The organism is Pseudohongiella sp. (genome assembly GCF_011050365.1).
GTDB lineage: Bacteria > Pseudomonadota > Gammaproteobacteria > Pseudomonadales > Pseudohongiellaceae > Pseudohongiella.
Genome location: NZ_DRFV01000002.1, coordinates 138,435 through 152,552 on the forward strand (window position 1 = coordinate 138,435; position 14,118 = coordinate 152,552).

At 52.3% G+C, this 14,118-nt stretch carries 17 protein-coding genes; 6 read left to right on the plus strand and 11 right to left on the minus strand.

What is annotated here, in order from left to right:
- Nucleotides 1-18: 18 nt before the first annotated feature.
- On the minus strand, nt 19-855 hold the full coding sequence (locus ENH71_RS02070) for an SGNH/GDSL hydrolase family protein (RefSeq protein WP_294137409.1): 837 nt from the start codon (nt 853-855) through the stop codon (nt 19-21).
- Nucleotides 856-1,110: 255 nt separating this feature from the next.
- On the opposite strand from ENH71_RS02070, the gene ENH71_RS16150 reads away from it, so the two are divergent.
- Nucleotides 1,111-1,425, plus strand: a complete 315-nt coding sequence (locus ENH71_RS16150) for a hypothetical protein (RefSeq protein ID WP_414704905.1) — start codon at nt 1,111-1,113, stop codon at nt 1,423-1,425.
- Nucleotides 1,341-2,423, plus strand: coding sequence for a methyl-accepting chemotaxis protein (locus ENH71_RS02075; RefSeq protein WP_414704908.1), 1,083 nt, complete (start codon nt 1,341-1,343; stop codon nt 2,421-2,423). The genes ENH71_RS16150 and ENH71_RS02075 overlap by 85 nt, the downstream gene beginning before the upstream one ends.
- A gap of 431 nt (nt 2,424-2,854) precedes the next feature.
- Here the strand turns inward: ENH71_RS02075 and ENH71_RS02080 are convergent, their stop codons facing one another.
- From ENH71_RS02080 to ENH71_RS02100, 5 genes are all read right to left on the minus strand, one after another.
- On the minus strand, nt 2,855-3,235 hold the full coding sequence (locus tag ENH71_RS02080) for a hypothetical protein (protein WP_294137412.1): 381 nt from the start codon (nt 3,233-3,235) through the stop codon (nt 2,855-2,857).
- Nucleotides 3,195-3,854, minus strand: coding sequence for a hypothetical protein (locus ENH71_RS02085; RefSeq protein ID WP_294137415.1), 660 nt, complete (start codon nt 3,852-3,854; stop codon nt 3,195-3,197). The genes ENH71_RS02080 and ENH71_RS02085 overlap by 41 nt, the downstream gene beginning before the upstream one ends.
- Before the next feature lie 372 nt (nt 3,855-4,226).
- Nucleotides 4,227-4,463, minus strand: coding sequence for a DUF167 domain-containing protein (locus ENH71_RS02090; protein WP_294137418.1), 237 nt, complete (start codon nt 4,461-4,463; stop codon nt 4,227-4,229).
- Nucleotides 4,464-4,647: 184 nt separating this feature from the next.
- Entirely contained in the window at nt 4,648-5,247 is a 600-nt protein-coding gene (locus ENH71_RS02095) for a trimeric intracellular cation channel family protein (RefSeq protein ID WP_294137420.1), read from the minus strand.
- Between the two features lie 594 nt (nt 5,248-5,841).
- The gene (locus ENH71_RS02100) at nt 5,842-6,102 is read right to left on the minus strand and encodes a helix-turn-helix domain-containing protein (RefSeq protein ID WP_294137425.1); all 261 of its coding nucleotides are present in this window, start codon (nt 6,100-6,102) and stop codon (nt 5,842-5,844) included.
- A 137-nt stretch (nt 6,103-6,239) separates the two neighbouring features.
- Here ENH71_RS02100 and ENH71_RS02105 point away from each other — a divergent pair, with 137 nt between their 5' ends.
- The 4 genes from ENH71_RS02105 (at nt 6,240) to ENH71_RS02120 (ending at nt 9,696) form a co-directional block, all read left to right on the plus strand.
- Nucleotides 6,240-7,331: a DUF2855 family protein gene (locus ENH71_RS02105; protein ID WP_317622739.1), complete on the plus strand. Its 1,092-nt coding sequence runs from the start codon at nt 6,240-6,242 to the stop codon at nt 7,329-7,331.
- Between the two features lie 81 nt (nt 7,332-7,412).
- Nucleotides 7,413-8,303: a 1-acylglycerol-3-phosphate O-acyltransferase, YihG family gene (gene yihG / locus ENH71_RS02110; protein ID WP_294137427.1), complete on the plus strand. Its 891-nt coding sequence runs from the start codon at nt 7,413-7,415 to the stop codon at nt 8,301-8,303.
- Nucleotides 8,304-8,602: 299 nt separating this feature from the next.
- Nucleotides 8,603-9,451, plus strand: a complete 849-nt coding sequence (locus tag ENH71_RS02115) for a CPBP family intramembrane glutamic endopeptidase (protein ID WP_294137429.1) — start codon at nt 8,603-8,605, stop codon at nt 9,449-9,451.
- Nucleotides 9,452-9,504: 53 nt separating this feature from the next.
- On the plus strand, nt 9,505-9,696 hold the full coding sequence (locus ENH71_RS02120; RefSeq protein ID WP_294137431.1) for a YccF domain-containing protein: 192 nt from the start codon (nt 9,505-9,507) through the stop codon (nt 9,694-9,696).
- Between the two features lie 85 nt (nt 9,697-9,781).
- On the opposite strand, the gene ENH71_RS02125 is transcribed toward ENH71_RS02120, so the two are convergent.
- The 5 genes from ENH71_RS02125 to ENH71_RS02145 all read right to left on the minus strand — a co-directional run bounded on the left by ENH71_RS02125 (nt 9,782) and on the right by ENH71_RS02145 (nt 14,071).
- Nucleotides 9,782-11,260 (minus strand): hypothetical protein, encoded by a 1,479-nt coding sequence (locus ENH71_RS02125; protein WP_294137433.1) that lies wholly within the window; start codon nt 11,258-11,260, stop codon nt 9,782-9,784.
- 159 nt (nt 11,261-11,419) lie between these two features.
- A complete protein-coding gene (locus tag ENH71_RS02130) occupies nt 11,420-11,932 on the minus strand; it encodes a GNAT family N-acetyltransferase (protein ID WP_294137435.1) in 513 nt (170 codons plus the stop codon).
- 259 nt (nt 11,933-12,191) lie between these two features.
- Nucleotides 12,192-13,226 carry a hypothetical protein gene (locus tag ENH71_RS02135; protein ID WP_294137438.1) on the minus strand — a complete coding sequence of 345 codons (1,035 nt, stop codon included), beginning with the start codon at nt 13,224-13,226 and terminating at the stop codon, nt 12,192-12,194.
- Between the two features lie 303 nt (nt 13,227-13,529).
- Complete coding sequence (locus ENH71_RS16155) at nt 13,530-13,748, minus strand: DUF167 domain-containing protein (protein WP_294137440.1); 219 nt, start codon at nt 13,746-13,748, stop codon at nt 13,530-13,532.
- Nucleotides 13,745-14,071, minus strand: coding sequence for a type II toxin-antitoxin system HicB family antitoxin (locus ENH71_RS02145; protein WP_294137442.1), 327 nt, complete (start codon nt 14,069-14,071; stop codon nt 13,745-13,747). The genes ENH71_RS16155 and ENH71_RS02145 overlap by 4 nt, the downstream gene beginning before the upstream one ends.
- Between the last annotated feature and the right edge of the window lie 47 nt (nt 14,072-14,118).

The window sequence follows — 14,118 nt, forward strand, 5'->3', positions numbered from 1 at the left end:
CCTGACGACAGTCTTTTGTTACTCGCGGCCCAGTGCTGTCAGCACCAGGCGCGCCATTGCCTCATGGCCTTCGGCGGTGGGATGATAGCGAACACCGCTACTGGCGACAACATTGCCGTTTATCCAGCGTTCGGCAGCCGGGGACGCGCAAGGGCCATGGCCTTCGGCCAGTACATAAGGGTCAGCAATCAGATTCTGTTGGCCGGCAGTCACACTCACGAAGATCTCTTCAAGGGTTTGCCCCAGGTCGGCGAGATAACGCGTGTCTTGCGCGCTGAGCTGCAGCTCTTCGCAGCTGATGGCATCAACAGGAAATACGCGCGGATAGGTCACCAGCACAACAATGGCCTGCGGCGCTTTGTCCCGGATCGCGTCAATCGTTGCAGTCAGTTTGGCGGGCAACTGACTCACCGCATCATTGATCGCGTCCTGGTCAAGACTGGCAGTGCAGTTGTCGTCAGCTGAGGTGCCGGCACAGGCGAATGTCGACGCGGTATAGCGGATGTCATTGCCACCGATGGTGACAGTCACCAGCCCCGTCTCAGCGGTAACTGCATCAATCTGCGGCGGTGCGCCATTTTGCGGCGTGTGGCGAATGTTATCCGTGGTCGCGCCGTTGCAACTGACATCGGTGAGCGACAGCTGAAGCGCATCGGCGACCAGGTTGGCGTAGTTGCTGCCTGATCGACCGCAGTCACCCAACTGCTCAGGTACCCCCGGGCCAGCCGCAAACGAGCTGCCAAGCGCGACATACCGGGTGCCCGGCTGCAAGGTGTCTGCCGGGGCCTGCGCATGCACAAAGGCAGCGGTAAGCAGTGCATAGCCCAGTGCGACGATAGCCGTTATTCTTGTCATTGCAGCCTCCAGTCAGGCGAGTCAAATAGGGGATAAGGTCACTTATAACGCCTCCATCACGCGGCGGCCTTGTAGTTGATGTTTTGAGGGCTTCTGATTCCCGCATTCGGCCGTTTATATTCTGGCGTATCGCTAACGCTCGACAATATTAAAAACCAACAAAATTAGCAATTCCTGTGATCAGTACGGTTATAAGGGTTCAAGGACTCGTGCGGCCTGCCGATAACCGGCTTTACCGTTGACAGGAGTACCCTGATGTTTAATCGCCACCTCAAAAAAGAACTCGAAGATCAGCGTGTGGAATTAGAGACTCTCCGCCAGCTGGTTGCTCAGATGGATCGGGGCATGCTATCCATCACACTGAATGCCGATTTCTGTATCTCTGCATTAAACCAGGACTTTGCCAATGTCCTCGGTTTCCCGCGAGAGCACCTGTTGGGTCGACCCCTGTCAGAGATTGTACCGTCTTACGTTACCAAGCTGGCCTGCTTTCGAGACTCAATCAAGCCGTCGCAAATTTCGCGCCGGTCAGTGACGACTACCGCTACTTGCGGGCCGATGGCTCTCTAGCCTGGCTGCATATTCAATGGCTCCCGGTACGAGGATCAGACGGCAAGCTCTCTTACGTGCAGGGTTATGGTAGAGACGTAACCAAAACAATAGAGAACGCAAAAGAAGCTGAGTCTTTCATTGATGCGCTAATCCGCTCTACCGCGGTTATCCAGTTCAACCTTGATGGCACTGTCATCACCGCAAACGAGCAGTTTCAGCAGGCTATGGGTTACCGGCTGGAAGAACTCATCGGTCAGCACCACCGTAAGTTCTGCACCCCTGAGGAGGCCGGCTCGCCTGAATATGCGGCCTTCTGGAAAAAGCTAAACAGCGGCGAGTACGTGGCGGACCGTTTCAAGCGGATTGATAGCAGTGGCTCCGTGGTGTGGCTCGAAGCCACTTATAACCCGGTCTACGACGCCGAGGGCAACCTCCGCAAGGTCGTTAAGTTCGCCAGCGTTGTCACCGACCAGGTTTTACGGGAAGAGCAGGTACGCGAGGGCGCAGGTGTTGCCTACGACGTGTCACAACAAACGGACGTAAGCGCAAAAAAGGGCGCTGATGTGGTTCAGCAGACGGTCGAAACCATGCAGCAGATAGCCACACAAATGCAGGCGGCGACCGAAAGCATTGAGGCCTTGAGCAAACAGTCCCTGCAGATCAACGACATCGTGCAAACTATCGGCGGCATCGCAGAACAGACAAACCTGCTGGCGCTAAACGCCGCGATTGAAGCCGCCAGGGCCGGTGAACAGGGCCGTGGATTTGCTGTGGTTGCCGACGAGGTGCGACAACTGGCGGGTCGCACAAGTTCAGCCACCGAGGAGATTGTGGGCGTCGTCCATCAAAATCAGACGCTTTCAGATGAAGTCAAACGCCAGATGTTCAGCTCTCGAGAGAAAGCCGAGCAAGGCCTGGAACTTGCCAGCCAGTCGGGCACCTTGATTGTAGAGATCCAGGAAGGAGCCAGGCAGGTGGTGGACGCGGTAGGGCGCTTTGCTAACGAATTGCAGTAGCGCGGGGGAAGTCCAATGTTTGAACGTCAGCGCATAAGACAAATGACGCACAATACCAGTTACCGGCCTGCAACTGATTGCCAGGCAACCCGGCAGGTATAACGATCAATATCTTTTGCCACTTTGCACAAGGCTTAAACATTTATGCCCCTGGCACTGAACCGCACCTGACCAAGAATATCTTGAACGTTAGCCATATCCTTATGGTTTTACTATTGATACCACGCTTCTGCGCCTTCCGGATTAATCATCCGAAACCGCATCTGATGCGTAGCCGACGCCAACATCATCTGCATTTTCGAGATGACTGATTACTTCTTCTACCGATACTGAGGCGTCCGCGAAAATGGTGAGACTGGAGTGCAGAGACAGCCAGAGTATGGCAATTACGTTTTTGCACGTCCTGTCAGACGCCCCTAACACGCAGCATTTTATTCAACCGTGCAGGCGCTTTGCGAACTACGGGCTGATTTTCTGTATTTCGAAACGATTAGCGTTCCGCTCTCATCACCTTGCAGCTCCAGATAGTCGACATTTTTGATATAGGACTTGGACATCGATCTCATACCCAAATTGATCCCACCACTGTCTGCTGTTGTATCGACACTTACTCCGATGCTCTGTGCTGTATTAGTAAGAACACAATCGTTTTTTCCGACTTTAATCGAAACAAGGCCGATAAGGCGATCATTCCCTTCTTTATCAGTGTAATGCAAAGCACAGCCTGTCAGAAAGAGAGCAAGCATTATCAGCACATAGAGCCGACATGATCTATAAACTGAGACAACCAGCATAAGCGGCATCATTTCCATTCAGAGCTCGTGATTCTTCAGATGCTTTGATTATCGCGGCTTCGCCCGTTGCAAATGTATGTACGTTTCTGGTGCCTCCAATATTGGTTTTTGGGGCGACCAAATCATCATCAGTTGTATTAACTGATATAGACGCATAAACAGAGCCTACATTGTCGTTCACTATCGGCATTTTTACGCCGGTTCCTCGTTTATAGCCAAAGTTGATGCCAGTAGAGGTTGCTCCACCCCAGGATAAGTCAAGTAGCGACCATGAGCTGTATGTCCCAAATATCACTGAGCCGCCCTCACTTGGTTTCGGTAAAAGTTCGGTAAACGCCTTAACGTTATCAGCTACAGGCGCTTTCTGGGCCGCGCATATCGCCGCTTGCCCGACCGCCACCACCTCTTCAATCACGGTATTTGTATACGCGATATCCAGATCCGAAGTACCCAGAACGTCGAAGGCACCTCCGTCTTTTTTTGCTGGCGCTGTGTTTAAAGCAGCATTCTTGGCGCCTATGCCGACGCCGTCTGATGACGCGTCAATTCCAATCCGTGTATAGGTGCCGAAATACAATGATTTGTTACTCGCACAACCGGAAATCAAGATAGCCAATAGAATTATTTTATATTTCATTCTGAAAGCCCTTTTTTGAATTAGTAGAATTTAACTCCAAAAATAGTATTGGCATGGATTGATACATCCACCCAATAAGCGCCCACCACACATGGATCAAACGCTGGCGTAACTCGAAAATGCGGAATTCAGGATGCTAATCGATAGAAACAGATATACGAACGGTTAACAACTAGCCATTTGGCTAATACAATAACCGTTATTCTTTTCATTGCAGCCTGCAATTTTGAAAGCTTACCAGGGTCCCGGGCACTGTTAACCCCCGGGTATCGTATCAGGACGTATGTATGGAAAAATGTGCGCCGCATAGTCAGCTTTTCCAAGCTCGATCAATCCGCGTCTGGGCATCAGCGAGCGAACCGGGCCGCGCGTTCACAACGATTCTTCAACCATGACGAGCTTGGTGCGCCCGGATGCGCCAGCCTTGATTGTCACGGCTGTCTTTCGGCATTGAAATTTCTGCGCCACAAGACCCACCAGTTCCGTATTGGCTTTACCGTCCACAGGCGGTGCCTTTAGCTTTGCAACCCACGTACCATCGGTTGCCTGAGTGAGCTCTGACACGCGTGCTCGTGGCTTCACTTTTACCTGTAAGATTACCGCGGCCATGCTGAGCTCACTGTCCACGTGGTACTTATTATGGGCTTACCGTTCAAACTTAAGCCGTTATAGAAGGCGAGGAAGATAGCAAGCAGCTGGACCTCGAACAGCAGTGCAAACATATCCATGCCTACTGCTTCGATAAATAAGCCTAATAGGCTACCGGGGAACAATGTGCTCCACACGGACTTTATCACCGAAATGTAGGCAGATGCAGATTCCAGCGCAGCGCCCCCAGGCGTAACGCCACAACGACAACCACACCCCCTACGAAGGCGCCGGGCTGAGGCACCCCTATTGCCTGCATCAGCAGATACGCGGCGACTCCCGCGATTGCTGCCGATGCATAGATTTCTCGCTGCATGATCAGCGGCACTCTTGCCGTCACGATATCCCGCAACACACCACCAGTGACGCCCGTCATGGTGCCCATCAATATGACGATAAGCGCCGGCGCCTGTGCCGCCTCAGCATAGCTGGCACCCAGCAGGGCAAACAATGCCAGTCCGAATGCATCTGCCACACGCAAACTAAACAGGGGAGCCGGCCGGTGGCGCACGTATACGATGGTCGCCAATGCGGCCACGATGATGACGATGAGGTAGGTCATATCAGTAAGCCAGAAAATAGGGTGGCGATCGAGCAAGAGGTCCCTGAGTGTTCCGCCGCCGATAGCCGTCATAGCGGCCACCACGATCACGCCCAGCACATCCAGTTCACGGTCACGCGCAGCCAACACGCCACTGATCGCGAAAACGGCAACGCCAACAAGATCGAGAATGTACAACAGCATTAACGCAGCCTCTTACGGTAACTGACGCCATTATCGCGGACTAATTGCTTAAATGGTATCTGCGAACACAAAGGAAAAGGTGGAACCCTGCTGGATTCGATAACATTGTAAACGGTGGTGGCGACTCACTGGCTCTGGATAATAGTCACAATTGAAATCATCGCGAATACCGAGAACAGCAGATACGGCAACGAAAGTAGAAAAGCAGTTGTAGGATGTCCCCGTTTCATACACAGCCCGCTGAGAATAATCATCGGAGGAAGAAGCAACGGCCAATAGGAAAATGCTGGAACTGCTGCGGTATACAGACACAACGGCGATGCCAGAAAAGCAGCTAAATATGAAAATACAGGCTTCTTCGAGAAAACTGCATAAGCGCACGATGCTATGCTTATATACGATATTGTGTGAATTACTGTAGCAATAATCGACATTCAGCTGATCTCAATAGTGGCGCGACCCCCTCTCACTGAACCAATACCCATAGCGCTGTCACTTGCAATAGAACGGCCTTAGAATTGGGTGTTTCTTCTTGGGCTGTGCCCACAGCCCATCCCTAAACTGCGTAACGTCCGGGCGTGATTGATGTAGTTGTTATGCGGCGGACTCATGCTCGACATCCCAGCCAGGAAAAACCAGCACAGCTGGATGACAACGCAATGCTTTCGCTAGCACCTTGGCACGCTCAACACCCAGGCGGACCCGGTTATTCTCTATAGCAGAGATTGTGGATTGCGGGATTCCTGACGCAGTTGCCAAGTCATTCTGACTCATTTCCTGTAGTTCACGCAGTATACGAACTGAATCGCCTGTCGACACATCGACTCTTTTCTTGGCTTTCTGATAATCGCTCATAGGTCACCTCCGGCATTTGCCTGCTAGTGGCTCGATCTTTCGCCATATACTTATGGTAGCACTATTGATAATTGTCGGTACCTGGTGGATTCCTATAGACTCAACGACAAACAAGAACCTGGAATCAGGAGAACACCGTGCCCCAACACCGCCAAGCCCGACTGTTAATCAACAAACACGAGCTGTCGCAGATGCGCATCGAGGACCTGTCACCGCCCGCTGCACCCGCGCCTGGGGAGGTACTGCTGGCGCCGGACCTGTTTTCGCTGACCACCAATAATGTCACCTATGCCGCCTACGGTGAGGCCATGCGTTACTGGGACTTTTTTCCCACCGACGATGCAGACTGGGGACAGGTGCCGGTGTGGGGTTTTGCCAATGTGGTGGCCTCGGCGGTCGATGGTATCCGTGAGGGTGAGCGCTTCTACGGCTATTTTCCGCCGTCGAGTGTGTTGCGTGTGCAGGCCATGAATGTGGGCAAGCGTGGTTTTCGCGACGGTACCGCGCATCGCCAGGCCCTGCCGGCTGCCTACAATCAGTACCTGCGCTGCCAGGTTGATCCGCTGTACACCCCAGACAGCGAGGCATTTCAGGTGATCTACCGGCCGCTGTTTATCACCTCATTTACACTGGCTGACTTTCTCGCCGACAACAACTGGTTTGGCGCCAAGCGGGTGGTGATCTCCAGCGCATCCAGCAAGACCGCCTATGGGACGGGTTTTTGTATTGGCGATGCCGTGGAAACCATCGGGCTGACGTCGGAACGTAATCGTGACTTCGTGGCCGGCTCCGGCTGTTACCGGACCACCCTGACCTATTCGCAACTGGACACGCTGGATTCACAGGTGCCCACACTGTATGTGGATTTCTCCGGTGATCGCGAGCTGCGCAGTGCCATTCATCATCACTGCCGTGAGCTGACATACAGCTGCGTGGTGGGATCGGCGCAGACCGTGGCAATGCCGACAAAACAGACGCTTCCGGGCCCGGCACCGACGTTTTTCTTTGCCCCCGATCAGATTCTCAAACGCACGGCCGAGTGGGGAGCGCAGACCTTCGGTGAGCAGCTGGGCAATGCCTGGTCGCGATTTGGCGCTCACGTTAATGATCCACAACGCGAGTTGCTCAGAATCGTTGAAGGCCACGGCCTTGACGCGGCGCAGCAGGTCTTTGCGCAGTTGCTGGCCGGTGGTGTGACGCCGCAGGAAGGACACGTGATACGTCTGTAGCGCAACATTGGAGCGCACGAAACTGGACAATCTCCTGCTTCGCAGATACCTTTCGTGCTCTTCATGCACAGGGAGTTGCTTATGACACTGCTGCGCAGCCTTCGCATTGCGATAGCCGCGATCCTGTTGAGCCTCAACTCGATCATTCACGTCACGCCGTTGTTAGTGGTGGCATTGATCAAGGCGATCATGCGTGTAAGACCTGTTCAGACCTTGTGTGACCGGGTGCTGATGGCCATTGCCGCGAGCTGGATCGACGTAAACAGCTGGATGTTCGACCACCTGACCGATGCAGAGATTGTGGTGACCGGCTTGCCCGACGCCATGCCCGAGGGCCATTTTCTGCTGCTGTGCAATCACCAGTCCTGGGTGGATATTCCCGTCTTGCAGAAACTGTTTAACCGGCGCCTGCCCATGTTGCGCTTTTTTCTGAAGAGCCAGTTGATCTGGGTGCCGGTGCTCGGACTTGCCTGGTGGGCGCTGGACTTTCCGTTCATGAAACGTTATTCGCGGCAGCAGATTGAAAAGCGACCCGACCTGGCCGGCAAGGATGTCGCTGCAACCCGACAGGCCTGTGAAAAATTCCGCCGCATACCGGTGTCCATTGTCAATTTTGCCGAGGGTACGCGTTTCCGCACCGGCAAACATGCACAACAGCAATCGCCGTTTCGGCATCTGCTCAAACCCAAAGCTGGCGGTACTGCGCTGGTGCTCGATGCCATGAGTGAATCGCTGGATACCCTGGTGGATGTCACCATCACCTATCCCGACGGTGTGGGTGAACTCGGCGATCTGTTTGCCAACCGCATCGGGCGTATCGTGGTCGACATCCAGACCCTGCCCATACCGGCAGAGCTGCGCGGTGGCGACTACCAGAACGATGAGGCGCATCGTGCGCGCATGCAGGCGTGGGTTAACGAGCGCTGGCAGGCCAAGGACAACACCATCGATCGTCTGCTGGGCCAGGGTTAAGGGCCAGGGGTTAAGAGCCAGGGATTAAAAGAAAGAGACGCTGAGTTTTTGGCGGTCACACTAACTAGTTGGGATGTTTCGCCATGTCCTGTGTAGTTGCCCCGAAGAAATAGCTTTAAAAACAGATGATTACTTAGTGGTATGGTTTTTGCTAACTTCTAAGACAAGTACAAATCAACAACAATCACATCAGGATTTTCGGAAGAACGCATGCACACCATCGGCAATATCATCTGGTTACTCTGCGGGGGCTGGTCACGGGGCTGTTATGTACTCAATTTAGCCAATCAGAGGTCATTATGAAAAACTCTAAAGATACAACTTTAACTCTAGCGACTTTTTTTATATTGGTTGTAGCTTTTTATGTTTTAGGGTATTGGCTAATTTATCGAATGGGCCAAGCGACACCATTAATGTTGTCAGTTGGCGCGGCTACATTGGTTACTTGCCTTTTGAGAAAGCGAAAATTATCGAGCCTGGGCTGGCAATGGGGCAAGTGGAAGCATCAACGTACAAGCTATCTTTTGCCACTTATTATTGCGCTTATTTCCTATCTGATTATATGGGCGTTTGGCTTCGGTGAATTTTATAATGCTGAGTTTCTGTCCAGTCAAAAAGAAAGCTATAACTTAAGTCATTGGAATGATATTTCTATACTTATTTTTCATTTCGGATTGATTGCGACCGTTAGTTTTTTTGTCTCAATACCGTCTATTTTGGGCGAAGAGATTGGTTGGCGAGGCTTTCTGGTACCCGAGCTTGCTAAAACGATGTCTTTTACTGGTGTTGGACTGGTAAGTGGATTTGTTTGGGCATTATTTCACTGGCCTCTAATTATTCTGGGGTTATATGGTAATGACGTAACTCCATTATATTATCAGCTGTTTGTGTTTTCAGTTTTTATAACTGCGACAGGGATAATTATGGCGTACTTTCGTATCAAAACTAATAGCCTTTGGCCTGCGGTTATTTATCATGCCAGTTCGAATATATTTATCCAAAAGTTATTCACACCTATCACAGTAACAAACTCAAACTCTGCTTGGTATATAGATGAGTTTGGAGCTGTCATAGCATTTGTAGCAACTTGTGTGGCTTTATATTTTTTAAGAAAAGGTAATGCTGAATTCAAGTTTGTCAGAACATAACAAGCGCCTCAACTAAGGACGTAAAAAACTTGGCTTGCGTCGCTTCGTTCCTAATGTTAGCCAAGCCTTTTTCGCCTGTCAGGCGGGCGTTATGGTGGCGGATCGGTCTGATTGCGTTCGTGACCATCATCGGCATTCCGTTTGGCATCCAGCATCTGAAACTGGCGAGGCTGGCGCTGGGTCCCATCGGCAAGACCATCATTGATTCCGAATATGCTGAGGCCGTGCGGGAAGGCGCGGTATAAGTTCGCGTTACACCTAAATCCCATATAACGTTTTCAGGCACGGGTGCCTGTGACCTTTGGCTCAGCGCTTATGGTGTGGCGCTCGCTATTCAAAACTGATCAGCTCGAACACCGGCGGCTCGGTCTCCGGCATCAGGCGAAAGCTTGCGCTGGCAGTCGATTCAGCACCGTCAGTCTGCATCAGTACGAGACCCGGTAACGTCAGCAGCCCGCTGCTTTCGTCGAAGTATGATTGGTCACTCATCACTGGCGTGCTGTCGGTTGATGGCAGCTCGGTCAGGCTGATCGCCCGGAACATGCCAAGCCGGCTGTCTACGTTGACGAGCACGGCGCGATAGTAACTGTCACCGATCTTCAAAGCCGGGACGACGAGTTCGTCGTCAAGATAGCTGGCCCTGTCTTCGGCCCGTGTTAGCTCTGGCGCGCCGCGCACCAACCAGAAGCCGGGCATCTCCATTGCGCCGCCTTCGTTATCAACCACAGGATATAGGGTGTTCAAAAAACCTATAGCCTGCCTGAATGTGCCGGTCTGGGGCGGCCCTTCGTATCCGTAAACAGTGGCTGAGGCAACCACTGGCAGGCTGGGACCCCAGGTGCCGGGCTCATTGGCAGTGACGCCTTGCGCGGCCGGTATTGAAGCCGATACACCGGGGGCCAGTAATCGCACAAACTCGGCAAGCGGGGCGCCAAACTCATGACTCGCCGCCAGTCCGCGGACGCTCAGCGCTTGAGCCGCTTGTCCCTGCGCGTGCAGGTAGTTCAGCAACAATTGTTCGACCTGGGATGCTCGTGCCAGCTGGAATCCCTGCAGATAGTCCTCGGTTGCCAGTGCATGCAACGCGTCTTCCAGGCGCAGGCCGGCGCTCACATGCAGGCGTATCCAGTCGTAGCCGGTATTGGGGTCGCGCACAAGCAGTTGATCCTCAGGTTCACGCAGATCCGCCAGGACCAGCGGCTGGCGTTCCGGCACCGGGTTGAGCGCCGCATTGGGTGCAGGAAGATCCGGCGGGTTGTTGACGGCAATGGATATACTGTCCAGAGCTCTGTTTGGAATAGGCAGGCTGACTCCTTTATCCGTTGGCATCACGGAGAGCACAGGCTCTATCGTCACACTAGGCATGTGCTGCAGCGTTGCATCGGCGTAGTACATCTGACCAACGGTGATGTAGCGCGACTGTCCGGGCGCAATTTCCTGCGTGCCGCAGGGAAAGCGGCACCGCTGCAGGACATAGGCATCAGTTTCGTTCTGTCCGGCGCCTATACTCACTCGCACACTCTGGTCATTGCCATTGTGCACATGGGCATGAAGAACAAAGGTCTGTCCCGCCTCAATGGCCTCGGGGTAAATAAGTTGCACCGACATTCCCTGCAACCACTGTTCAATCTGCTCGGCGGAGACAGCATCAGATTTAAACTGCGCGGACGCCTTCGAGGGGAGGATGGGCAGTGTGGACAGAAAGCAAAGGCTGAGCACACAGGCCCAGGCCAGCAGGGATCTGATACTGCGTTTTAGTCGGGAGTTTGTCTGGGCGTATCCGGGGGTAAGGTCAATGCGATCCGGCATGGGTAATCTCCTTGTTATCGAGCTAATCAGGGTAAATGGCAACCCGCGAATGCTCCTTGCACAGTTGGCGATTGCGGATACTAGCCGCACAAGCGATATGATCAGATTCAAGGAGACAGCACAAGTACCCAGACGGGTGCTATGGGCCAGGGTGCACGCTCAGTCACTGCGCAGCTCCATAGTCATAGTCTGCACAGTGAGTGCAGAGCCGGGCCTGAGCGCCTCAAGAGGACCAGAGGCGGTGAATCCGGATGCCAGGTAAAGACCAACAGCCGCATCGTTATTTGTCGTGACTGATAGAGCAAGCCGTTCACACCTTCTGGATATTGCCCACGTTCTGATCTCATCAAGAAGCGTCCTGGCAACACCCTTGCCTTGATGAGCCGGCGAAACCCACATCTGGTAGATGTGGGCGATGCGCGGATCGGGGTCGTGTATCAACCCCCATGCCAGACCTACTGCGTCCCCGTCCGTTTCAGCAACCAGAGGGAGTGCGTTTTTGGCTCGGGCAGCCGGATCCAGCCGTGACTGCCATTCAGAATCGGGATACGCGGCTTCTCCTGTGTAAGTTGAGCCAAAAGAATCCGGGGAATCCAATAGTGAAGCCAGCCTGATGTACTTATAACGCTGCCAATCATGCGGCCCTAAAACTCTGACCTCAATTTTACTCATATCTATAATCTTGCCGAATAGTGAGCCTTCAGGGCACACAATCATGCGTAAATTCCGCGCAAACTAGCTAATTAGATCAACAGCCTTGGGAAATGGGCATCACTCACAACCAACTTAACAACTTCAGGAATATTTCTTCAGTTATGAGTGTGCCCTATATGTCGAATTGTCGGCAGATGATCACGCTTTAATTAAACAGGGAGTGCATACCGCTTTTTCTGATTGCAGCTACCCAACTCTACTTCCCCAAGCATCCCAATCAGTTGGGCTGAAACACACAAGTTCCACTGATATCACCGTTAGCGTTACCTGCAGCCAGAACATTTTCCAACCCTCCGGCACTGTGTACGCCGATACAGACCAAGCCCATGCCTTCATTATTGTTGAGGTTTACTTGTCCGAGAAAAGAAGCAGAGGAAAGTGGCTGTACAATAATGCCATGCCCGTCGTTATTCTGAACTACCAGGCCACCGCTGGTATAGCTATCCATAACCAGAGCACCACCGCTGAACAGGTTAATTCCGATAGACTGATTGTCCTCGATAACTACACTAAGTGGCCGCAAACTGCCATTAGCGAAAATGCTCAAGCCATAACGATTGTTTCTGATCAGAGACGCTCCAGACGCGGACGCATTCAAGGTAAGGCTGCCACCGGCATAGACATTTGCTGCTGTTCCGCTGCTGTATTGCACAATCACTCCTTTTGCATCAACCACACCATTGGTGCCTATAGTCATGCCTTGATTGTTGTTCTGCAGAATGGAATCTCTGATCTCACAGGCGCCACCGGAATGGGCCAGAATTCCACTACCAGAATTTTCCAGCACCAGGTTTGAGCCATACACCGCAGAATTCTCGAGACAGGCAAGCGCAGCAAGCCCCCCGTCCAAAGTAAGCGAATCGACTGAAATATTGGACGCACCGTTCACCGCGAATAACGCATAGTTTCCTGTGATCCCGGCGTCCGCAGAAACTCCCTGAAGATGGACGTTGCTTCTGCTCAGAAACACTTGCTCCGTACATTCACCAGCAATTTCAATATTGAGCCGATTGAGCGCGCCTCCGACCGAGGCTATTGCGCCACTGATTGACTCACCATTATTGCAGTCAACCTCAAGATTTATAGGCGCAGTGCTGCTATCCGTCTGCATAGCATTAATTTGCGCTTGCAGGTTGCCGATCTGGTCTTGCAGGTTCTGAAATGGCTGGCCGTTCTGGCCCTGGGCTAAAACCGGTGAAACGATAAACAAGCAAATAGTTGAAAGCATTATTTTTATTCTTAGCATAGTCATGGCTCACTCCATATTGGTTTGAAATTCAATTGCAGGGGCGTTATGCCTCAGACGGTTTGAAGAATATAGTAGGCATTAATACTAAAAACAGTCCGGAACCCTATCGAAATAGGCAATCCGCTTATCGGAATAAGTGTGCCTACCCGCTGTCACCGACCTCGCGCATTGGCGGCTTTTCAAGCCGTTGATCGATATCAGCAGATTCAAGGGGATAGCACAAGTAGCCAAAGGGCTAATATGGGGCCAATTACAGCGCGATGCTTTTTTGAGGAGGGGGCATACAAGACGCCCCTTAGCAACCAATCAGTCTACTTCTGCAAAATTGCCGTATTCTTCCCACCAACTCTTCCGATCCCTTGCCCGCTTCTTCGCCACAAGACCCACCAGTTCCGTATTGGCTTTACCGTCCACAGGCGGTGCCTTTAGTGTTGCAACCCACGTACCATCTGCTGCCTGGGTGAGCTCTGACACGCGGGCTCGCGGTTTCACTTTTACTTGTAAGATTGTCGCATGCCGGCTCAATTGAGTTTACTGGAGACAAGCCGGTTCAGACTTACGCCTGATTCGGCAGCCTCAATGGCAAGCATGCGATGAGTCTCTGGCGGAACACGAACCATGAACTTACCGCTATAGTTTTTTGCTGATAGTGGTTCGGGAATGTCCTCCCCGTTTTCATTCATGTCACTAACGCACTCATGGACCAATTGCCGAATGCCTTTGAATGCTTTCTCGGGATTTTCTGCAAGCCAGCTAAGGCTGGGGAACTCAATACACAGCCCTACATGTTCCTGATATTCTTCAGACCAGGTAACCCGGTAAGTATAACGATCAATATCTTTTGCCATTTTTTTATGGTATCACTATTGATATCGTCGTCAAGTGAGTATCGAGG